This window comes from Priestia sp. JNUCC 25 (assembly GCF_053667915.1).
This window is the reverse complement of the sequence record NZ_CM132211.1, coordinates 5,044,004-5,066,099: the sequence shown is the minus strand read 5'-3', so window position 1 is coordinate 5,066,099 and position 22,096 is coordinate 5,044,004. Positions and strand designations below refer to the sequence as shown.

The window sequence follows — 22,096 nt, the reverse complement described above, 5'->3', positions numbered from 1 at the left end:
CGAGCAATCCCTCCTTTTTCTAGCTTTTATGCGCTTTGTACAACCCTTGTACAACCTGTACAAAACCTTATGCATAAAAAATTTATATTTATACAATTGCTATTATGTGGGTAAATATATATTATAGAAGAAAGCCGACTATTCGACAGATTCCACATGGTGTGGATAACTTTATACAGTGATAGTGGAAATGATGTCCACAAGTTGTCCACAGTTTGTGGATAAAAACCAACTGTGGAAAAGTAATTAAGAGTGAAAACAAAAATATAATATCAAAGAATTCGGCATGATGCAATGAATTTTCGAAACTTATCCACAATCACTACACCTTGTGGAGAAAAGTTTTCCACAACACAAGATAGTGTGCATGAGTTGTCGATAAGAAATGGAAAAGCAGAAAAATGTCGAAAAAACTTATCCACAATGGTTTAAGAGAAGAATTTGAATAAAAAAGAGGCTTTTTATAACCTGTATTGTTGTAGTTTTGTTCAGTAAGGATGCGATCGCAGCTGGTAGAGAAAGAAAAAGAGATGAAAAGGAAAAAATTTTTCTTTAATAAATCAATGAATTTTATTGATTAGGTATAGACAATTGGGTTATAAAGATATTAGAATGAAGAAGATTGAGTAAAACAGATAATGAAACCAAGAGATTGAAAATTTTATTTTTTAAATAACATTGACATCTTCTTAGTCTTTTCATTATAATTGCAAGGACTGTCTTTTTCAGTTATTCCTCGAGGAGGTGTTTATAGATGAAAAGAACTTACCAACCAAACAAACGTAAGCACAGTAAAGTACACGGTTTCCGCGCTCGTATGAGCTCAGCGAATGGACGTAAAGTTTTAGCTCGTCGTCGTCGTAAAGGAAGAAAAGTATTATCAGCATAATAGACCACTGACGCCAGTGGTCTTTTTTCGCTTTATAAGGCTAAAATCACCTCTGTTCCTGTAGGGACTACATAAAAGCATGACCTGAAAAAGGGCAGGAGTTGTTAAAAATGAAAAAAAGATATCGTATAAAAAAGAATGATGAATTTCAAACAGTTTTTAAAAAGGGCAAGTCCGTAGCGAATCGCCAATTTGTCTTGTATGTTCTAGACAAACCGGATCAAGAACATTTCCGCGTAGGATTCTCCGTGGGCAAAAAGATTGGAAATGCCGTGACTCGTAATCGAGTTAAGCGCCTTGCTAAACAAATTATGTTTGAATTCACACCGTATTTGAAGCAAGACAAAGATTATATTGTAATTGCAAGGCAGCCTGCTGCAACAATGAGCTATGAAGAAATTAAAAGCAGCTTGCAGCATGTCTTTAAGCGTGGCAAATTACTTACACATAGACAAAACGATTAATAAACAATAGAAGAAAAGCCTTTAATAGCTGTTGTTTTTCTACCGCATCCTTATATAATGGATTTTGACGCACTTTCAGAATTGAAAGGTGAACATGTAGAAGGAGGAAAAACAGGTGAAGAAGAAGTTGTTTTTAGGGATAACGCTTATCTTTCTATTAACTGTTTTAGCGGGTTGTACGGAAATTAACCAACCTATTACAGATGATAGTAAAGGTTTTTGGAATGAGTATGTTGTGTATCCGCTGTCATTAGTCATTACGTATCTGGCGGAGGTATTTAAAAGCTATGGAGTTGCGATCATCGTTGTCACAATCCTGATTCGCTTACTTATTCTACCGCTTATGATTAAACAGATGAGAAACACGAAAGCAATGCAGACGCTTCAGCCCGAAATGCAGAAGTTAAAGGAGAAGTACAGTTCAAAAGATGCCCAGACGCAGCAGCAATTGCAGAAAGAAACGATGGCATTATTCCAAACTTACGGAGTAAATCCTTTAGCTGGGTGCTTCCCAATTCTAATTCAAATGCCCATTCTTATCGGAATTTTCCACGCGATTACACGAACGTCAGAAATCGCAAACAACAGCTTTTTATGGTTTGATTTAGGTGCGCGTGATCCGCTATTTATCTTACCAGTTGTCGCAGGAATCACAACGTTTATTCAGCAAAAGATGATGATGGCCGGAAATGCAAATCAAAATCCTCAAATGGCTATGATGCTTTGGGTTATGCCGATCATGATTGTCGTTTTTGCAATCAATTTTCCAGCCGCTTTATCTCTTTATTGGGTAGTGGGAAATCTATTTATGATTATTCAAACCTACTTCATTAAAGGGCCAGACTTAAAACAAGCGAATATTGAAGGGGTTAAAAAATGAACGAAATCACAATTACGGCCCAGACGATTGAAGCTGCTGTTCAAGAAGCATTAGATGCTTTAGAAGTAGAGCGAAATCAAACAAATGTAGAAATAATTGAACCAGGCAAAAAAGGATTTTTAGGAATCTTTAAGGGAAAACCCGCAGTTGTAAAAGTTACAAAAATAGTTGACCCTGTAGAGGAAGCGGTTCATTTTATTACAAATGTTAGCCGTGAAATGGGAATTTCGATTCATACGAACGTCAAAAAAACCTCGAGAAACTGCATAATTGAGATTAGTAGCGATTCAGCGGGAATGCTGATTGGAAAACATGGACAAACCCTCAATGCGCTCCAGCTTCTCACACAACTGGTAGCTAATCGATACAGTCAGCAATTTTTAAATGTTGTATTAAACCCAGAAGGCTACCGAGAAAAACGAAAAGAAATGGTCGAAAAACTGGCATTAAAAATAGCGAATCAGGCGATTAAAACGAATCGATCTGTTCAACTAGAACCAATGCCTTCGCATGAAAGAAAAATGATTCACCAAGTGTTAGCTAAAAATTCTTTAGTTGAGACACACTCTATCGGAAAAGAACCGAAAAGAAGTATTTTGGTTCAGCCCGTCGGAAAAAAGCACTAGCAAAATGCGCTAGTGCTTTTTTATGTTTACTTTTATCAAGCTAGCGTTCAAAAAATCAAGTTACATACGTTGTTATTCACATGTGGATAAGTTAAAATAGTACATACTGCCTGTTTTTCTTGCTGTGCATAACAGAAGAACGTTAGAGATGTTCCAAATCGGTGAATTGTGGTATTCTATTTATTTGGTTCATACAAATTACGGGCCTTAAAATAGATGTTTTTGTTCGTGTAAAATTGTTAACGATGATAGTATATAACATCGTTTAAAATAAAAGGTTTATAAAATGAAATGAGGTGAAGTTGGTGCTAGATTTTGATACAATTGCGGCCATTTCTACACCAATGGGAGAGGGAGCTATTGCCATCGTCCGCCTGAGTGGTGAAGAAGCCATTACGATTGCAGATCGTATCTTTAAAAGCGTTTCGAACAAACGATTAACAGACGTAGCTTCTCATACTATTCACTACGGTCATATCGTAGATCCCAAGACAGAGCAAGTCGTCGAAGAAGTGATGCTTTCCATTATGAAAGGTCCCAAGACATTTACTAGAGAAGACATTATTGAAATTAACTGTCACGGAGGAATTGTATCCGTTAATCGTGTGCTGCAGTTAGTTATTGCAAATGGTGCCCGTTTAGCTGAGCCGGGTGAGTTTACAAAACGAGCATTTTTAAATGGTCGAGTAGACTTGTCACAAGCAGAAGCTGTAATGGATTTAATTCGTGCCAAAACAGATAAAGCGATGAATATGGCGATTGGCCAAATGGAAGGGCGTTTGTCCAAGCTAGTACGTCATTTACGGCAGGAAATTCTCGAAACACTTGCCCATGTAGAAGTAAACATTGACTACCCAGAATATGACGATGTAGAGGAAATGACTCACCAAGTATTGATCGAAAAAGCTTCGAATGTACGCCAAGAAATTGATAAGCTTCTTCAAACCTCTCATCAAGGAAAAATTTTAAGAGAAGGATTAGCTACGGTTATTATTGGACGTCCTAATGTAGGGAAATCTTCTCTTCTAAATAGTTTAGTGCAAGATGCAAAGGCCATTGTCACAGACATTCCTGGAACGACGCGAGATGTAATCGAAGAGTACGTCAATGTGCGAGGAGTTCCTCTGCGATTAGTTGATACAGCTGGAATTCGTGAAACAGAAGATATTGTAGAACGAATTGGTGTGGAACGCTCCCGTCAGTATTTGAAAGAAGCAGATTTAATTTTGCTTGTGTTGAATTTTAATGAAGAACTAACGGACGAAGATAAAAAGCTATTTGAAGCTGTAAAAGGCATGGACGTTATCGTGATTGTGAATAAAACAGATCTTGAGCAAAAAATTACTCTAGAGGAAGTGCAGCAATTTGCTGGTGATCATCCAGTAGTGACGACTTCGCTCCTTCAAGAACAAGGAGTAGATCAGCTTGAAGAAGCAATCGCAGCTCTTTTCTTTGGAGGAACAATTGAATCTCAAGATTTAACATATTTATCTAATACGAGACATATTGCGCTTTTAACGCAAGCAAGAGGAGCTATCGATGAGGCCATCACAGGCATTGAAAGTGGTGTTCCAATCGATATCGTCCAAATTGATTTAACAAGAACGTGGGAACTATTAGGTGAAATTATTGGTGATGCTGTTCACGAAAGCTTAATTGATCAGTTGTTCTCTCAATTCTGTTTAGGAAAATAGATTATTAAAGGAGGCTACTATTATGCAATATGAAGGTGGACAATATGATGTTATTGTCATTGGAGCAGGTCATGCAGGTTGTGAAGCGGCACTTGCTTCTGCGCGTATGGGTGCTAAAACGTTAACGTTGACCATCAACTTAGACATGGTGGCATTTATGCCCTGCAACCCTTCTGTAGGCGGTCCTGCAAAAGGTATTGTCGTACGTGAAATTGATGCTCTTGGCGGAGAAATGGGTAGAAATATCGATAAAACTCATATTCAAATGAGAATGTTAAACACAGGAAAAGGTCCAGCTGTTCGAGCACTTAGAGCTCAAGCGGATAAATTTGCTTATCAGCATGAAATGAAAAAAACGTTAGAAAATGAAGAAAATCTAACGCTTATGCAAGGTATGGTAGAACAATTAATCGTAGAAGACGGTGTATGTACGGGCGTTGTCACTCAAACGGGAGCTGTATATAAAGCTAAAACAGTTGTTATTACGACAGGGACATTTTTACGCGGGGAAATTATTTTAGGTGAACTAAAATATTCAAGCGGTCCTAATAATCAACAACCGGCTATTAAGCTTTCTGAACACTTAGAGGAGTTAGGGCTGGACATGGTCCGTTTTAAAACAGGAACTCCACCTCGTGTTAATAGCTCAACTATTGATTACAGCAAAACGGAGATTCAGCCTGGGGATGATGTGCCTCGTGCTTTCTCATACGAAACAACACAGTACATTACAGATCAACTGCCTTGCTGGTTAACATATACAAGTGAACAAACTCATCAAATTATTGATGACAACCTTCACTTATCTCCTATGTATTCTGGGATGATCAAAGGTACTGGACCACGCTACTGTCCATCTATTGAAGATAAGGTTGTGCGCTTTAATGATAAACCGCGCCACCAAATTTTCTTAGAGCCAGAAGGACGAAATACGCAAGAAGTATATGTTCAAGGACTATCAACAAGCCTTCCTGAGCACGTACAGCGTCAAATGCTTGCGACAATTCCTGGTCTTGAAAAAGTCCAAATGATGCGTGCGGGCTATGCTATTGAATATGATGCAATTGTTCCGACTCAGTTATGGCCAACGCTTGAAACGAAGAAAATTAAAAATCTTTATACGGCTGGACAAATTAACGGAACATCTGGTTATGAAGAAGCTGCAGGCCAAGGTCTTCTTGCTGGAATTAACGCGGGAAGAAGAGCGCTGGAACAAGAAGAAGTCATCTTAGGACGTTCTGATGCTTACATCGGTGTATTGGTGGATGATTTAGTAACAAAAGGAACAAATGAACCGTATCGTCTGCTAACGTCTCGTGCAGAATATCGTTTATTGCTTCGTCATGATAACGCTGATTTACGCCTTACTGAAATTGGTCGTGAACTAGGATTAATCAGCGATGAGCGCTATGCAAAATTTGAACAGAAGAAAGCGGAAATCGAGCAAGAGAAGAAACGTCTTTTCTCCTTTATTATTAAGCCGAATGAAGCTGTTCAACAACTGATTAAAGAAGCTGGCGGCAGCGAATTAAAAGATGGCATTCGTGCGACAGATTTACTTCGCCGTCCTGAAATGACATATACTCATATTCATCAATTAGCACCAGCTGATGAGACGGTAGATCCTGAAGTAGCTGAACAAGTAGAAATTCAGGTGAAATACGAAGGATATATTCAGAAATCACTTCAGCAAGTTGAACGCTTGAAGAAGTTAGAAAACAAAAAGATTCCTGATTATATCGATTATGATGCAATTAACGGTTTAGCTACAGAAGCACGTCAAAAATTAAACCAAGTGCGTCCACTAACGGTAGCGCAAGCATCACGTATTTCTGGAGTCAACCCAGCTGATATTTCGATCTTGCTTGTTTATATTGAACAAGGGCGCATCGCTAAAGTATCAAATGATTAAAACTCTTAGGCGCGAAGAAAGGGAAACTCAATGAATATTCAACAGTTTCAACAGCTATTAGAGGAAAAGGGAATTTCTCTTTCTTCTAAACAGCTGAATCAATTTGAAAAGTATTATCAAGTTTTAGTGGAATGGAACGAAAAAATGAATTTAACTGCTATCACTGATCACGGTGAAGTGTATGAAAAGCATTTTTACGATTCTATTTCAGCTGCTTTTTTTCAAGACTTTACAGAAATTGAATCCATGTGTGATGTAGGTGCAGGAGCAGGATTTCCAAGTATTCCGATCAAAATTTGTTTCCCGCATTTGCATGTAACAATTGTTGATTCGTTACAAAAGCGTATTACGTTTTTAACGCATCTTGTAAATGAGCTTGAACTAGACAATGTCACACTATGTCATGATCGAGCTGAAACATTTGGTAAAAAAGAAACGATTCGCGAGTCATTCGATCTTGTAACGGCAAGAGCCGTGGCGCGTATCTCGGTTCTTAATGAATTTTGCTTACCGCTTGTTAAAGAACGAGGACGCTTTTTAGCAATGAAAGGTGCTTCTGCCCCTGAGGAATTAAAAAATGGAGAAAAATCATTCCAAGTATTAGGTGGAAAAGTGAAGTCGATTGAACATTTCCAATTGCCTTTGGAGCAAAGTGAACGTTACATTATTTTAATAGACAAAATCAAGAAAACGCCTAAAAAATATCCTAGAAAACCTGGTACCCCAGTTAAGCTTCCACTAGAGTAGGTATTAAATAGATAGAGAAGAGAATGTTTCATATGAAACATTTTCTTCTCTATATTTTCTGTTTAGAAAGCAGGATATGATTAAAAAACATCGAATTAGTTTAAGGCGGGATTTTCCTGAAGGTGGTGTGGGACTATGAAATCTGCTTTTTCACGTTTTTTTAATTTAAAAGAAAAAGATGAGGATATTCATGTAGAGATTGAAACTGTCCAAGATGAAAATGTCGAAAAAGTTTTAAGAGATGAAGTAAAACAAATTAGGGTTTCAAGTATTATTCCGAATCGTTATCAGCCGCGTACTGTGTTTAATGAAGCAAAAATTGAAGAGCTAGCTCTTACTATTCATACACACGGTATTATTCAACCTATTGTGGTTCGACCGACTGAGGGCGAAGAATACGAATTAATTGCTGGAGAACGCCGGTGGAGAGCTGTACAAAGCTTAGGATGGGATACGGTTCCTGCAATTGTGAAACATTTTAACGATACAGAAACGGCCTCTGTGGCTTTAATAGAAAACTTACAACGTGAAGAGCTAACGGCTGTCGAAGAAGCACTAGCCTACGCAAAGTTAATTGAGTTACATAATCTTACCCAAGAGGCATTAGCTCAACGTTTAGGAAAAGGCCAATCCACAATTGCAAACAAGCTTCGTTTGTTAAAGCTTCCTGCTGAAATACAAGAAGCAATCAAACAAAAATTGATTACAGAGCGACATGCAAGAGCGCTCATTCCCCTCAAAAATCAAGAAAAACAACTTCAAGTATTAGCTGAGATTATTGAAAAACAATTAAATGTAAAACAAACGGAAGATCGAGTAGTTAAATTGTTAGAAACGCAGGTTAAAAAGCCAAAAGCTAAAAGAAAAGCGTTTAGTAAAGATACGCGTATTGCAATGAATACAATTCGTCAATCCTTGACAATGGTTAGTGACAGCGGTATTTCATTAAACACGGAAGAAGAAGAGTTTGATGAATATTTTCAGTTTACTATTAAGATTCCGAAAAAATAAAGAAATAGCCCTCATCTTTTTTTGATGAGGCTTTTTTATCAAAGTTTTTCGTCAGAAAATTCAATGAATAATTAAACTGTCTGGACAAATGGGATGGAAATGAAAGTAGGTGACAACATGGGGAAAATTGTGGCAGTTGCGAATCAAAAAGGCGGAGTTGGAAAAACAACAACCGCTGTTAATTTAGGAGCTTGTTTAGCTGAACAAGGAAAAAAGGTTCTACTTGTAGACGGAGATCCACAGGGTAACGCTACGAGTGGAGTTGGCATAGATAAAGCAGATGTAGATGAATGTATTTACAATGTAGTAGTGGAAGATATGGAAGCCAAAAACGTTGTGCGTTCAACAGCCGTCGAAAATTTATCAATCATTCCCGCGACCATTCAATTAGCTGGTGCAGAAATTGAATTAGTGTCGACTATTTCACGTGAAGTTCGACTTAAGAGAGCTTTAGAAACGGTGAAAGATCACTTTGATTATGTTATTATTGATTGTCCCCCTTCTCTTGGTTTACTGACATTAAATGCTTTAACGGCAGCTGATTCTGTTTTAATACCTGTACAGTGTGAATATTATGCGCTTGAAGGATTAAGTCAACTGCTAAATACCGTTAGATTAGTCCAAAAACATTTGAATAATCAACTGCGTATCGAAGGTGTATTGTTGACTATGCTTGACGCACGCACAAATTTAGGACTGCAGGTAACAGCAGAAGTGAAGAAGTACTTTCAGGATCGCGTTTATCAAACGATTATTCCTCGAAATGTTCGTTTGAGCGAAGCACCTAGTCATGGTGAACCAATTATCTTATATGATGCAAGATCTAGAGGGGCCGCAGTTTATACGGAACTTGCAAAGGAAGTGATTTATAATGGCGAAAGGATTAGGGAAAGGAATTAATGCCTTATTTTCAGGCTTAGATGCACAGGCTGATGATTCAATTCAGGAAGTTGCTATTCACGAACTCAGACCCAACCCCTATCAACCACGTAAAACGTTTAATAAAGAAGCAATTAATGAGTTAAAGCAATCCATTTTACATCATGGCATCTTACAGCCTATTGTAGCTCGCAAAAGCATTAAAGGCTATGAAATCTTAGCGGGTGAAAGACGATTTAGAGCTGCTAAAGAAGCCGACCTTGCTACTGTTCCTGTCATTATAAAAGACTTTTCAGAAAAGCAAATGATGGAACTAGCTTTGTTGGAGAATTTACAGCGTGAAGATTTGACGCCAATTGAAGAAGCAACCGCTTATCAATTGCTTATGGATAAGCTCGATATGACACAGGAGCAACTTGCTACACGACTGGGAAAAAGCCGACCTCATATTGCTAACTATGTTCGCCTCTTGCAGTTGCCTGAGGAAATTCAAACCCTCATTTCTACTAATGAATTGTCTATGGGCCACGGGCGTACGCTAGTCGGTTTGAAAAATAAAGCTCTTCTACCTAAAGTCGTTGAAAAAATACGCAAGGAACAATTGAATGTTAGACAGCTAGAGGCTTATATTGCCCACTTAAATAAAGCCGTTCCACGTGAAACATCAAAAACTAAAAAAGATAAAGATTTATTTATAAAACAAAGTGAAACACAGCTTCGTGAGCGTTTTGGTACCTCTGTTCACATTACACAAAGCAAGAAAAAAGGAAAAATTGAAATCGAATTTTTCTCTAAAGAAGATTTAAACCGTCTTCTTGAATTATTTAACGATCTTTCTCAGAATAACAAATCTTCTGTATAAAAAAGGTTGTCCTAGTTTTAGGACAACCTTTTTTATTGTTTATAATGTCTTACAGGTTGGTAAACCGAAGAATTATTAAACTCTTTCTCTCGTTCGTTGTGCGCAGTCTCAATACTTTTCGCAATTAAATCGGCAATGCACATAACGAGGTGAAGCCTCGTATTTTGCAAGACGAAAAACTCCATAAATCCGCTCACGTTGACAACCCCTGTTATATGAATATCCCCGACTGGCGGCAATTCTTTATTAACTCCTGCTCCTGGTTTAACGGGTCCTATTCCAAGTGATGCAGAGCCTACGCTTTTCATACGACCTAAACAAGCATCAATTCCAATAATAAAAGGATTCGGGAAAAGCTTTTGAATATGTTTTAACGTTTCTTTCAAATTAACAGCATGAACAGGCTCTTCTAACGTTCCAAAAATGTGAAAAGATGAAACTTTTTTTTCATTCAGTTTCGTTCCGACTAATGGACCCAATGAGTCCCCAGTTGAACGGTCCGTTCCAATACATACAAAAACAATTGGTCTGTCTTTCTGTGCTGGAAGTAAAGATAGTAACTGTGTACTCAGCTTCTTTGTAGCAGATTCTTCATCATGAAATACGCGGGTTGAATGTTGTGTCTTCTCAAAGAAGGGAGATTTTAAATTCATAGGGTCCACTCCTTATACATAATAGTAACAGTATACGAAGATTTTGAAGATTCTATACATATATTTCATGGATTGGGGGAAAATCGATGTGGAGAGCAGGATGTAAATGGATATTCTTAATTATGGGAACCATGATAGGCGCTGGGTATGCTTCAGGGAGAGAGCTATGGCAGTTTTTTGGCGAAGAAAGCGGACTTGCTATTTTTCTATTTTCTATTATTTTTGCGATTTCTTGCAATGTGATTATGCAAATCAGCTATCGCTACCGAACCAATCAATTTTACCCAGTGCTAATTGAATTAATAGGAAAGAGATGGGCTGCAGCCTATGATGTTTTAATCGTTTTTTATTTGTTTACGACGACGGTGATTATGATCGCGGGCGGCGGGGCGACATTGGAAATGTGGCATGTTCCTTATTGGTGGGGAATTGGCGCTCTTAGTGCGTTTATCGTCTTTGTTTTTTCAAGAGGATTAAATGGGCTTCTTTCTATCAATTCTTTCGTTATGCCAATCTTAATGATTGGACTAGCTGGCGTCCTTCTTACATTTGTTTTACGTCATCCTGGAGTAACTGATTGGCATCTTCAGCATAATTGGCCTGCTGCGTTTACCTTTACGGCTTTAAATATTCTTCCTCTTGTCGCGGTATTATCTACAATTGGAAAGGAAATTAAAAGCAAAAAAGAGATTTATATTGCAAGTGTTGGCAGTGGCTTTTTATTAGGGGGGCTCTCCTTTATTTATAATGAATCGCTTATTCAAGTTTCAGGCCTTCTTTCTTCCTATGAAATTCCATTATTCGCTATTCTTAAAGACTTTCCTTATACGATGCTGTTTTTAATGAGCATTGTTTTGCTCATTGCAATTTATACAACAGCCGTATCGGGAATCTTAGGACTGACCGCGCGTTTTCATACTGAAAAGGTGCAATCTCTTTGGAAAATGGCAGCCTGCTGGCTACTTTTAATGATTCCCTTTACAAAGTTAGGTTTTTCTACTTTGATTGCCGTTTTGTATCCAATGTATGGAATCGTCAATTTATTTTTAGTAACAGCCGTTCTATTATATCCATTTCGAAATCGCTACAAAAGTTCGTAGAAACTTGCTACAATAGATTAAAACTTTCTCGTATGTAGAGTATGTTACGATAGGAGCTACACGTAGTATGAATTCGTTGACGTCAGTTTTTAAGAACGTATTTGAGCCGTTTTTTCAAGAAGAAACGTGGGCACACATTGGAGAAGGCTTCATAAAAATTCTGTTGATTCTGCTTATTTCCATGTTTTTAATTCGAATTGGAAAGCAAGCGTTAAATAAATTTGTAGAGGTTCGCACAAATAGCCCTCTGCGTATTTCTGAGCGACGAGAAGCTACCATGGTCCGTTTGCTTCAGAATGTTTTTTCTTATGTTATTTATTTCGTTGCCGGAGTTATGATTTTAGAAACATTATCGGTAGATGTTCGAGGATTGCTAGCGGGGGCTGGAATCGTAGGGCTCGCGGTAGGGTTTGGTGCTCAAAACTTAGTGAAAGACATCATCACGGGATTTTTTATTATCTTTGAAGATCAGTTCTCCGTTGGCGATTATGTTCGAGTAGGAACATTTGAGGGAACTGTAGAAGAAATTGGGTTGCGAACAACAAAGATTAAGAGTTGGACAGGCGAAATTAATATTTTGCCCAATGGCAGTATTGTGGAGGTCACTAATTTTTCGTTACATAACAGCGTAGCTTTTGTTGATGTAAGCATTTCTTATGAAGAAAACATACAAAAAGCAGAACAAGTGATTTTAGAGCTCTTAGAAGAATTGCCAAGCCGCTATGAAGATATGGTTAAAACGCCTGAATTGCTGGGGGTTCAAAATATCCATGCAACTGAAGTCACAATGAGGATTACAAGCGAAGTAAAACCAATGAGGCATTTCCATATTTCTCGTATGATTCGTAAAGAAGTGCGTACAAGGCTAAATGAACATGGCATTGAAGTTCCATTTCCTCGTATGGTTATGTATAATCGTACAGAAGAAGCACAGCATTCGTCGACGTTGAAAGGGAAATAAGGGGGAGAGAGCTGATGACGGAAAAAGAATTTGGTTTAAATGACGTTGTGGAAATGAAAAAACCTCATCCTTGCGGTACAAATGAATGGAAAATCATTCGAATGGGAATGGATATCCGCATTAAATGTGAAGGCTGCGGCCACAGCGTAATGATTCCACGACGTGATTTTGCACGTAAAATGAAAAAAATTCTTGTAAAGCATGAGGAATAACCTCATGCATTTTCTATGTTTATGCCTTATACTGTAAGGTGGGACAAAATGAAGTATCTTAACATGATGCGACTAAAGGTTCTTTATTAAACTTGTATTTCAAAAGTTGACTCACTATAATTGTGACAGGTTAACTTGTTTCGGATATATAAAGAGGAGTGAATAAATATATGGCTTTAACAGCTGGAATTGTTGGTCTTCCGAACGTTGGAAAATCAACATTATTTAATGCAATTACACAAGCGGGCGCAGAATCTGCGAACTATCCTTTCTGTACGATTGATCCTAACGTGGGTATTGTAGAAGTACCTGATCATCGTCTTCAAAAACTTACAGAGCTTGTAAAACCTAAAAAAACAATTCCAACAGCATTTGAATTCACAGATATCGCTGGAATCGTAAAAGGTGCTAGTAAAGGTGAAGGTCTTGGAAACAAATTCTTATCTCATATTCGAGAAGTAGATGCAATTTGTCACGTTGTACGTTGTTTTGAAGATGAAAACATCACGCACGTTTCAGGAAAAGTAGACCCTATTTCAGATATTGAAACAATTAATTTAGAATTAATTTTAGCGGATTTAGAAACGGTAGAGAAGCGTATCGGCCGTGTTCAAAAAATGGCTAAACAAAAAGATAAAGAAGCAATGTATGAATACGAAATTCTAGAGAAACTAAAGAATGCATTTGAAAGTGATCAGCCAGCTCGTGCTGTATCATTTACAGAAGAACAAATGAAGTTAGTAAAACAATTTCACTTGCTAACGATCAAACCTATTCTTTATGTAGCAAACGTTGCTGAAGATGAAGTAGCCGATGCATCTACTAACGAATATGTAGCAAAAGTGCGCGATTATGCGGCAAGTGAAGGTGCAGAAGTAATCGTTGTTTGCGCACGCATTGAATCTGAAATTGCTGAACTTGAAGGAGAAGAAAAAGCAATGTTCCTTGAAGAACTAGGCATTGAACAGTCAGGTCTAGATCAGCTTGTACGTGCAGCGTACGATTTACTTGGATTAGCTACGTACTTTACAGCTGGTGAGCAAGAAGTACGGGCGTGGACGTTTACACAAGGTATGAAAGCTCCTGAGTGTGCAGGTATTATTCATACAGATTTTGAACGCGGATTTATTCGTGCAGAAACGGTATCATATGAAGACTTATTAGCTGCCAAAACAATGGGAGCAGCTCGTGAAGCCGGAAAAGTACGTTTAGAAGGAAAAGAATACATCGTAAAAGACGGAGACGTTATGCATTTCCGCTTTAACGTATAAGATTAAAAGCCGAAAGAAAATATTTTCTTTCGGCTTTTGTCGTATGTGAAAATATTAGCGTATATTTACGAAACAGGCGGCAATGCGTATTGCTTTGCCTATGGTAGTGTGCTATAATTTTAATTCGTGAGTAATATTTTATTGCTCCTTGCCCGTTTCGGGCCGTTAGACCAAAAGGAGGTGACAGTGATGAGAAAGTATGAAGTAATGTACATCATCCGTCCAAGCATTGATGACGAAGCAAAGAAAGCATTAGTTGAGCGCTTCAACGGCGTATTAACTGATAATGGTGCTGAAATCGCAAATGTTAAAGAATGGGGTAAACGTCGTTTAGCATACGAAATCAATGATTTCCGTGACGGTTACTACATGATTCTTGACGTGGCGGCTACTTCAGAAGCAGTTTCTGAATTTGATCGTCTTGCGAAAATCAACGAAGACATTATCCGTCATATCGTTGTTAAACAAGAAGCATAATTAAACGTTTAAATAAATTGGGTTTTATTTCCTTAAGGAGTGGTTCTGATGATGAATCGCGTAATTCTCGTAGGACGCTTAACCAAAGATCCTGAATTACGTTATACCCCGAGTGGAGCAGCGGTTGCAACATTCACTTTAGCGGTAAACCGCACATTTACAAATCAGCAAGGTGAACGTGAAGCTGACTTCATCAACTGTGTTGTATGGCGTCGTCAGGCTGAAAATGCAGCCAATTTCCTTAAAAAAGGAAGTTTAGCTGGTGTTGATGGTCGACTACAATCTCGCAGTTACGAAGGACAAGACGGTCGTCGTGTATACGTAACGGAAGTTGTAGCGGAAAGTGTGCAATTTTTAGAGCCGAAAAGTGGCGGTGGGGATACGCAACGCAGTAACTTTGCTAACACTGGAGGATCTGGACAAGGCTCTCCATTTGGAGATAATCAGAACCGTAACTCAGGTAATCAAGGTTATACTCGCGTTGATGATGATCCATTTGCAAATAATGGCGAGACAATTGACATTTCTGATGACGATTTACCGTTTTAATTCGCAGTAGATTATCCGGAGTATAAAATTTTATAGAAACTTTTAAGCGGAAGGAGGCGTATCAAAATGGCAGGTGGACGTAAAGGTGGACGCAACAGACGTCGTAAAGTTTGTTTCTTCACAGCAAACGGCATCACTCACATCGATTACAAAGATGTAGATATGCTTAAAAAATTCGTTTCAGAGCGTGGTAAAATTTTACCTCGTCGTGTAACTGGAACAAGCGCTAAATACCAACGTAAATTAACGATCGCTATCAAACGCGCTCGTCAAATGGCATTATTACCATATGTTTCTGGTGAATAATGAACGGTATAAAAAGAGGCAGTAAGGATTCCCTTACTGCCTCTTTTTACATTACATAGGTACTCTTTTGCCAAATAGTTGCTTCTTACTAACTGAATCGATAAAATAAATAATAGTCTATATCAACGAGGTGAAGTTGTGAAAGGAATTCGATATATTACAGAAGGAGCAGCTCTTTTAGCGCTGTTTGTGGCGCTGATGTTAGCGTCTCTCTATATACCTCTTTTGGGAGTGATTTTGGCTTTCGTATTAGGTGTACCCTTTATCGTTTTTACTATGAGGCATGGGTTTGGAAAAGCTGTTCTCTTTTTTATCGTAGCTGTTTTATTGACTATTTTGTTTGGAACGTTAAAAGCATTGCCTATTACCTTTATATTTGGGATAGGAGGAACAATGATAGGTGTGCTTTATGCTAAAAAGCAGTCAAGATATATTACTTTATTAGGAGGTACCATTGCCTTCGCATTTGGATTTTTATTATGGTTTGTCTTAACTATCTCATTATTACATATAAATCTATCGGCAGATCAATGGGCCACTACGGTGAATGAGTCTATCGATCGAAGTATAAAGTTATCGGAAAGCTTAGGTCAGAGTGTAAGTCAGCAGCAAATTGAAAGAACAAAAGACTCTATTTCCATGTTAAAATATATAATTCCAACATTTTTAGTAGTCGTAAGTGCAGTGTTTTCACTAATTACTCAGGTTATAGCTGCACCCATATTAAAACGGTTAGGTCATGAAGTTGAAAAATTCCCCCCTATTCGTGCATTAAAATTACCTAAAAGTGTTCTTTGGTATTATTTAATCGCATTGATACTGACTTTTCCTATGTTTAATTTTGAACAAGGATCTTTCATGTATATTGTAATTTTAAATATGCTTGCATTGTTGCAAATGCTAGTCGTGTTACAAGGAATTTCTTTTATTTTCTATTTCTCATATCAAAAAGGGTATGCTAAAGCAATTCCAATTGTTGTAACAATTTTAGCATTAATTATTCCAATTATCCTTCAAATTGTGCGCATCTTAGGTATAATTGATTTAGGATTTAATTTAAGAAAACAATTAGACACAAAAAAGTAGATATTGTGGAACTTAAAAAAGTAGGAGCTGAAATGGATGCCTGTCTTTACAAAAAAGAACGTCATTCGCTATCCATTTTACTCATTGTATAGTATAGCTCTGATTTTAGTAGGTATCGTGACCTATCATAATTGGATCATAGGAATGATAGGCTTTATATTACTATTAGCCTGTCTTTTTCTATACATGAGAATGGAGCGAATGCTGTCCGATGAGTTTGAAACCTATATTTCAATGCTGTCTCATCGGCTGAAAAAAGTAGGCGAAGAGGCATTAATGGAAATGCCGATTGGGATTATGTTGTTTAATGATGAATATCAAATTGAATGGACCAATCCTTTTCTAGCATCTTGTCTGGGTGAAGACACACTAGTGGGAAGATCATTATACGATGTAGCCGAAAGCATTATTCCACTGATCAAACAAGAAGTGGAAACAGAAGTTGTCACATTGCATGATCGGAAATTCAAAGTGGTGATTAAACGAGACGAGCGCTTACTGTACTTCTTTGATATTACAGAGCAAATAGAAATCGAAAAATTGTATGAAGAAGAACGAACAAGTTTAGGAATTATCTTCTTAGATAATTATGATGAACTAACGCAAGGAATGGATGATCAAGTTAAAAGTAACTTGAATAGCCAAGTAACCTCAATGTTAAATAATTGGGCTCAAGAATACGGTATTTTTATTAAACGTACGTCTTCTGAAAAGTTTATTGCGATTATGAATGAACAAATCTTAATTCATTTAGAGCGAAGTAAATTTTCTATCTTAGACCAAGTTCGAGAAGAGACGTCTAAACAAAATATACCGCTTACATTGAGTATCGGTATTGGGGCTGGTGCGGCTGATTTACCCGAACTGGGTGCTTTGGCTCAATCTAGCTTGGATTTGGCCTTAGGTCGTGGTGGAGACCAAGTAGCGATTAAACAGCCGAATGGAAAAGTGAAATTCTTTGGGGGTAAGACAAACCCAATGGAAAAACGGACGCGCGTACGTGCAAGGGTTATTTCTCACGCGTTAAAAGAGCTCATTACAGAGAGTGGAAAAGTGATTATCATGGGTCATAAGTATCCGGATATGGATGCTGTAGGAGCTGCTATTGGGATACTAAAAGTAGCCCAAGTAAATCAGAAAGACGGTTTTATTGTATTAGATCCTGATCATATCGACACAGGTGTTCAGCGAATGCTGGAAGAGATTAAAAAGAAAGAAGGCCTGTGGGAACGATTTATTACGCCTGAAGAAGCCTTAAATCTTGTGAGTGATGATACTCTTTTAGTAGTAGTAGATACGCATAAGCCGTCCCTGGTTATTGAAGAAAGGTTATTAAATCGTATTGAAAATGTCGTGGTCATTGATCATCATAGACGAGGAGAAGACTTTATCGAAGATCCTCTTCTTGTCTATATGGAGCCATATGCTTCCTCGACAGCAGAACTCGTTACTGAGCTTCTTGAATACCAGCCAAAACGATTTAAAATTGATATGCTAGAAGCAACAGCACTTTTAGCCGGTATTATTGTCGATACAAAAAGCTTTACATTACGCACGGGATCTCGTACGTTTGATGCAGCGTCCTTTTTACGTTCTCAAGGCGCAGATACGGTTCTTGTTCAAAAGTTTTTAAAAGAAGATATCACGCAATATGTACAGCGAGCACGCTTTATTGAACATGCAGAGATTTATACAGCAGGTATTGCCATTTCACGAGCTGAACCAAACAAAATGTATGATCAAGTGTTAATTGCGCAAGCTGCAGATACGCTGCTTTCAATCAGCGGAGTGGTTGCTTCGTTTGTTATTTCTAAGCGACGGGATAATCTAATTGGCATTAGTGCTAGATCGCTGGGAGATATCAATGTACAAGTTATTATGGAAAGTCTCCAAGGCGGAGGCCACTTAACGAATGCTGCTACTCAGCTTCAAGACATTAGTTTGGATGAAGCTGAAGAACGGCTTAAACAAGCAATTGATGAGTACTTAGATGGAGGTAAAAAATCATGAAAGTAATTTTCTTAAAAGATGTAAAAGGAAAAGGCAAAAAAGGTGAAGTGAAAAATGTTTCAGACGGTTATGCACATAACTTCTTATTAAAAAATGGTTATGCTGTTGAAGCTACAGGCGGTAATGTGAAAGTATTAGAAGCACAAAAAAATAGAGAGCAAAAAGATGCAGCTGCAGAACTTCAAGCAAACAAAGAGTTAAAAGCAACTCTTGAAGAACTAACAGTTGAATTAACAGCAAAATCTGGTGAAGGTGGCCGTTTATTCGGTTCTATCACAAGCAAACAAATTGCTGAAGAATTAAAGAAAAAGCACAAAATTAAAGTAGATAAGCGTAAAATTGAATTAAATGATGCAATTCGCGCATTAGGCTACACAAATGTACCGGTTAAATTACACCCGGAAGTAACGGCTACGGTAAAGGTACACGTGACTGAACAAAAATAAACGTAAGATTGAGAAATAAGTAAATAATATAAAGGGTTGGCGCGGACTTGTATTTGTTCGCGCCAACATTTATGATGAAAGAAAATACTGAAAGAATATAAGAGGGGCATAGAAATATGAGTGATCTTTTTGCTGATCGTCTTCCGCCTCAGAATATTGAAGCAGAGCAAGCGCTATTAGGGGCCATTTTCTTAGAGCCTTCTTCTTTAACCTTAGCATCTGAACTGCTAATACCTGAAGATTTTTACCGGGCATCGCACCAGAAAATCTTTACATGTATGCTGAAACTTTCTGACCAAGGTGAACCGGTTGATTTGGTAACGGTAACGTCTGAATTAGCTGACCAAAAAATCCTAGAAGAAGTTGGCGGCGTATCGTATTTAAGTGATTTAGCTAACTCTGTTCCAACGGCTGCAAACGTAGAGTATTACGGTAAAATCGTAGAAGAAAAGTCGATTTTACGCCGTTTAATTCGTACTGCAACGCATATTGCTTCAGAAGGATATGCAAGGGAAGACGAAGTGGAAGTTTTATTAAATGAAGCGGAAAAAAACATTTTAGAAGTAGCACAGCGTAAAAACAGCGGTGTGTTTCAAAATATCAAAGATGTACTTGTACAAACGTACGATGATATCGAAGTTCTTCACAATCGAAAAGGTGACATTACAGGTATCCCAACCGGGTTTAGTGATTTAGATAGAATGACAGCAGGGTTCCAGCGAAATGATTTAATCATTGTAGCGGCTCGACCATCTGTAGGTAAAACGGCTTTTGCCTTAAATATTGCGCAAAACGTTGCAACGAAAACGGATGAGAACGTAGCCATCTTCAGTTTAGAGATGGGTGCTCAGCAGCTTGTTATGAGGATGCTGTGTGCGGAAGGAAATATTGATGCACAAAGGCTGCGTACAGGTTCGCTTACAGCTGATGACTGGGGAAAGCTCACTATGGCAATGGGATCTTTGTCCAATGCAGGGATTTATATTGATGATACACCGGGTATTCGTGTAGGTGAAATTCGTTCTAAGTGTCGTCGCTTGAAACAAGAAGGCGGGCTTGGGATGATTTTAATTGACTACTTACAGCTCATTCAAGGAAATGGACGAAGCGGAGAAAACCGACAGCAGGAAGTATCTGAAATTTCTCGTGCGTTAAAAGCTTTAGCTCGTGAATTAGAAGTTCCTGTTATCGCCTTATCACAGCTTTCCCGTGGAGTAGAGCAAAGACAAGATAAGCGACCAATGATGTCTGATATCCGTGAATCCGGAAGTATTGAGCAGGATGCCGATATCGTAGCTTTCTTATATCGTGAAGACTATTATGAAAAAGATACAGAAAATCAAAATATTATCGAGATTATTATAGCCAAGCAGCGTAACGGTCCAGTTGGAACCGTACAGCTTGCCTTTGTAAAAGAGTACAATAAATTCGTTAATCTCGAGCGGCGCTTTGATGACGCAGGAGTGCCGCCTGGTGCATAAAACCTCTCAATATGAGAGGTTTTATTTTATTGTTATCGCATTCGTTCCGCAAAATACGATATATTTGTAATAACTTTTGTTAAATCGTTCGGATTTAATTGACTTTAGCGTGATAAATTGATACACTTATCCATGGTTAAATTATGTCGTAGTGAGCTGTTGCTTACTAAGCGGAGGTGCTTAAGATATGTCTTCAGTCGTTGTAGTAGGAACACAATGGGGAGATGAAGGAAAAGGGAAGATTACAGACTTCCTATCAGAAAATGCAGAAGTGATTGCACGTTACCAAGGTGGGAACAATGCAGGTCATACAATTAAGTTTAATGGTGAAACTTATAAGTTACATTTAATTCCTTCAGGTATTTTTTATAATGACAAAACATGTGTAATTGGAAACGGTATGGTTGTCGATCCAAAAGCGCTTGTTCAAGAATTAAAATACTTACATGATCGCGGTGTAACAACAGAAAACTTACGTATTAGTAACCGAGCTCATGTGATTCTTCCGTATCATTTAAAATTAGATGAAGTTGAAGAAGAACGTAAAGGTGAAAATAAGATTGGTACAACGAAAAAAGGTATTGGACCAGCTTATATGGATAAAGCAGCACGTGTTGGTATTCGAATTGCCGATTTACTAGACCGTGAAGTATTTGAAGCAAAATTAACACAAAACTTAGCTGAAAAGAATCGCCTTCTTGAAAAAATGTATGAAGTAGAAGGCTTTACATTAGAAGAAATTTTAGATGAGTACTATGAGTATGGTCAACAAGTTGCAAAATATGTTGTTGACACATCAGTAGTATTAAATGATGCGTTAGACGAAGGACGTCGTGTACTATTTGAAGGCGCACAAGGTGTTATGTTAGATATCGACCAAGGAACATATCCATTTGTTACATCTTCAAACCCAGTAGCGGGTGGAGTAACAATTGGTTCTGGTGTAGGTCCATCTAAAATCAAACACGTTGTAGGTGTATCAAAAGCGTATACAACTCGTGTTGGTGACGGTCCTTTCCCAACTGAATTAACAAACGAAATCGGTGATCAAATCCGTGAAGTAGGACGTGAATATGGTACAACAACTGGTCGTCCTCGCCGTGTAGGTTGGTTCGACAGTGTAGTTGTACGCCATGCTCGTCGCGTTAGCGGAATCACAGATTTATCTTTAAACTCAATTGATGTATTAACGGGAATTGAGACATTAAAGATTTGTGTAGCTTACCGTTATAAAGGGGAAGTTATAGAAGAATTCCCTGCTAGCTTAAAAACACTTGCAGAATGCGAACCTGTATATGAAGAGCTTCCAGGTTGGACAGAAGATATTACGGGTGTGAAAACATTAGATGAGTTACCTGATAACGCTCGCCACTACTTAGAGCGAGTGTCTCAATTAACAGGTATTCCTTTATCTATTTTCTCTGTAGGTCCAGATCGCACACAAACAAATGTATTACGTGGTGTATATAGCTAAATAAAAAAGGTTAGCTCCTCGTGAGCTAACCTTTTTTATTTATAATTGGTGCTTTGTTAACAAGATTTTTAAAAAAAGCTCAATAATAAAAAGAAAGTTTTAAAAA

Annotated in this window: 23 protein-coding genes; 22 read left to right on the top strand and 1 reads right to left on the bottom strand. The window is 37.9% G+C overall.

Annotation, left to right across the window (positions count from 1 at the left end; translation table 11 throughout):
• Positions 1 to 754 precede the first annotated feature (754 nt).
• From rpmH to JNUCC25_RS26495, 10 genes are all read left to right on the top strand, one after another.
• On the top strand, positions 755 to 889 hold the full coding sequence (gene rpmH / locus JNUCC25_RS26540) for a 50S ribosomal protein L34 (RefSeq protein WP_013059930.1): 135 nt from the start codon (positions 755 to 757) through the stop codon (positions 887 to 889).
• Between the two features lie 110 nt (positions 890 to 999).
• The gene (gene rnpA, locus JNUCC25_RS26535; protein ID WP_013059929.1) at positions 1,000 to 1,353 is read left to right on the top strand and encodes a ribonuclease P protein component; all 354 of its coding nucleotides are present in this window, start codon (positions 1,000 to 1,002) and stop codon (positions 1,351 to 1,353) included.
• A gap of 115 nt (positions 1,354 to 1,468) precedes the next feature.
• On the top strand, positions 1,469 to 2,233 hold the full coding sequence (gene spoIIIJ / locus JNUCC25_RS26530; RefSeq protein WP_013059928.1) for a YidC family membrane integrase SpoIIIJ: 765 nt from the start codon (positions 1,469 to 1,471) through the stop codon (positions 2,231 to 2,233).
• A complete protein-coding gene (gene jag, locus JNUCC25_RS26525; protein WP_013059927.1) occupies positions 2,230 to 2,859 on the top strand; it encodes an RNA-binding cell elongation regulator Jag/EloR in 630 nt (209 codons plus the stop codon). Before spoIIIJ ends, jag begins: the two co-directional genes overlap by 4 nt.
• Before the next feature lie 305 nt (positions 2,860 to 3,164).
• Entirely contained in the window at positions 3,165 to 4,553 is a 1,389-nt protein-coding gene (gene mnmE / locus JNUCC25_RS26520) for a tRNA uridine-5-carboxymethylaminomethyl(34) synthesis GTPase MnmE (RefSeq protein ID WP_078082248.1), read from the top strand.
• 22 nt (positions 4,554 to 4,575) lie between these two features.
• Positions 4,576 to 6,465, top strand: a complete 1,890-nt coding sequence (gene mnmG / locus JNUCC25_RS26515; RefSeq protein ID WP_013059925.1) for a tRNA uridine-5-carboxymethylaminomethyl(34) synthesis enzyme MnmG — start codon at positions 4,576 to 4,578, stop codon at positions 6,463 to 6,465.
• 30 nt (positions 6,466 to 6,495) lie between these two features.
• Positions 6,496 to 7,212 carry a 16S rRNA (guanine(527)-N(7))-methyltransferase RsmG gene (rsmG, locus tag JNUCC25_RS26510; protein ID WP_029319514.1) on the top strand — a complete coding sequence of 239 codons (717 nt, stop codon included), beginning with the start codon at positions 6,496 to 6,498 and terminating at the stop codon, positions 7,210 to 7,212.
• Positions 7,213 to 7,347: 135 nt separating this feature from the next.
• Positions 7,348 to 8,223: a nucleoid occlusion protein gene (gene noc, locus JNUCC25_RS26505; RefSeq protein ID WP_078082246.1), complete on the top strand. Its 876-nt coding sequence runs from the start codon at positions 7,348 to 7,350 to the stop codon at positions 8,221 to 8,223.
• Between the two features lie 117 nt (positions 8,224 to 8,340).
• Positions 8,341 to 9,123, top strand: a complete 783-nt coding sequence (locus tag JNUCC25_RS26500; RefSeq protein ID WP_013059922.1) for a ParA family protein — start codon at positions 8,341 to 8,343, stop codon at positions 9,121 to 9,123.
• On the top strand, positions 9,095 to 9,964 hold the full coding sequence (locus JNUCC25_RS26495) for a ParB/RepB/Spo0J family partition protein (protein ID WP_064472208.1): 870 nt from the start codon (positions 9,095 to 9,097) through the stop codon (positions 9,962 to 9,964). The genes JNUCC25_RS26500 and JNUCC25_RS26495 overlap by 29 nt, the downstream gene beginning before the upstream one ends.
• Positions 9,965 to 9,996: 32 nt before the next feature.
• On the opposite strand, the gene yyaC is transcribed toward JNUCC25_RS26495, so the two are convergent.
• Entirely contained in the window at positions 9,997 to 10,617 is a 621-nt protein-coding gene (gene yyaC / locus JNUCC25_RS26490; protein WP_013059920.1) for a spore protease YyaC, read from the bottom strand.
• A gap of 86 nt (positions 10,618 to 10,703) precedes the next feature.
• Between yyaC and JNUCC25_RS26485 the strand changes: the two genes are divergently transcribed.
• The 12 genes from JNUCC25_RS26485 (at position 10,704) to JNUCC25_RS26430 (ending at position 21,990) form a co-directional block, all read left to right on the top strand.
• The gene (locus JNUCC25_RS26485; protein ID WP_454222640.1) at positions 10,704 to 11,717 is read left to right on the top strand and encodes a YkvI family membrane protein; all 1,014 of its coding nucleotides are present in this window, start codon (positions 10,704 to 10,706) and stop codon (positions 11,715 to 11,717) included.
• A gap of 67 nt (positions 11,718 to 11,784) precedes the next feature.
• Positions 11,785 to 12,678: a mechanosensitive ion channel family protein gene (locus JNUCC25_RS26480; protein WP_029319512.1), complete on the top strand. Its 894-nt coding sequence runs from the start codon at positions 11,785 to 11,787 to the stop codon at positions 12,676 to 12,678.
• 14 nt (positions 12,679 to 12,692) lie between these two features.
• A complete protein-coding gene (locus tag JNUCC25_RS26475; protein WP_013059917.1) occupies positions 12,693 to 12,890 on the top strand; it encodes a DUF951 domain-containing protein in 198 nt (65 codons plus the stop codon).
• A 170-nt stretch (positions 12,891 to 13,060) separates the two neighbouring features.
• Positions 13,061 to 14,161 carry a redox-regulated ATPase YchF gene (gene ychF / locus JNUCC25_RS26470; protein ID WP_064472206.1) on the top strand — a complete coding sequence of 367 codons (1,101 nt, stop codon included), beginning with the start codon at positions 13,061 to 13,063 and terminating at the stop codon, positions 14,159 to 14,161.
• Between the two features lie 189 nt (positions 14,162 to 14,350).
• Positions 14,351 to 14,638 (top strand): 30S ribosomal protein S6, encoded by a 288-nt coding sequence (gene rpsF / locus JNUCC25_RS26465; RefSeq protein WP_013059915.1) that lies wholly within the window; start codon positions 14,351 to 14,353, stop codon positions 14,636 to 14,638.
• Between the two features lie 48 nt (positions 14,639 to 14,686).
• Positions 14,687 to 15,187: a single-stranded DNA-binding protein gene (gene ssb, locus JNUCC25_RS26460; protein WP_013059914.1), complete on the top strand. Its 501-nt coding sequence runs from the start codon at positions 14,687 to 14,689 to the stop codon at positions 15,185 to 15,187.
• Positions 15,188 to 15,253: 66 nt separating this feature from the next.
• Positions 15,254 to 15,493, top strand: a complete 240-nt coding sequence (gene rpsR / locus JNUCC25_RS26455; RefSeq protein WP_013059913.1) for a 30S ribosomal protein S18 — start codon at positions 15,254 to 15,256, stop codon at positions 15,491 to 15,493.
• 138 nt (positions 15,494 to 15,631) lie between these two features.
• The gene (locus JNUCC25_RS26450; RefSeq protein ID WP_078082245.1) at positions 15,632 to 16,579 is read left to right on the top strand and encodes a YybS family protein; all 948 of its coding nucleotides are present in this window, start codon (positions 15,632 to 15,634) and stop codon (positions 16,577 to 16,579) included.
• A gap of 36 nt (positions 16,580 to 16,615) precedes the next feature.
• The gene (locus JNUCC25_RS26445) at positions 16,616 to 18,589 is read left to right on the top strand and encodes a DHH family phosphoesterase (protein WP_013059911.1); all 1,974 of its coding nucleotides are present in this window, start codon (positions 16,616 to 16,618) and stop codon (positions 18,587 to 18,589) included.
• Positions 18,586 to 19,035, top strand: a complete 450-nt coding sequence (rplI, locus tag JNUCC25_RS26440; RefSeq protein WP_013059910.1) for a 50S ribosomal protein L9 — start codon at positions 18,586 to 18,588, stop codon at positions 19,033 to 19,035. Before JNUCC25_RS26445 ends, rplI begins: the two co-directional genes overlap by 4 nt.
• Positions 19,036 to 19,151: 116 nt before the next feature.
• Positions 19,152 to 20,516, top strand: coding sequence for a replicative DNA helicase (gene dnaB / locus JNUCC25_RS26435; protein WP_013059909.1), 1,365 nt, complete (start codon positions 19,152 to 19,154; stop codon positions 20,514 to 20,516).
• A 187-nt stretch (positions 20,517 to 20,703) separates the two neighbouring features.
• Positions 20,704 to 21,990, top strand: coding sequence for an adenylosuccinate synthase (locus JNUCC25_RS26430; protein WP_029319489.1), 1,287 nt, complete (start codon positions 20,704 to 20,706; stop codon positions 21,988 to 21,990).
• Positions 21,991 to 22,096: the final 106 nt, after the last annotated feature.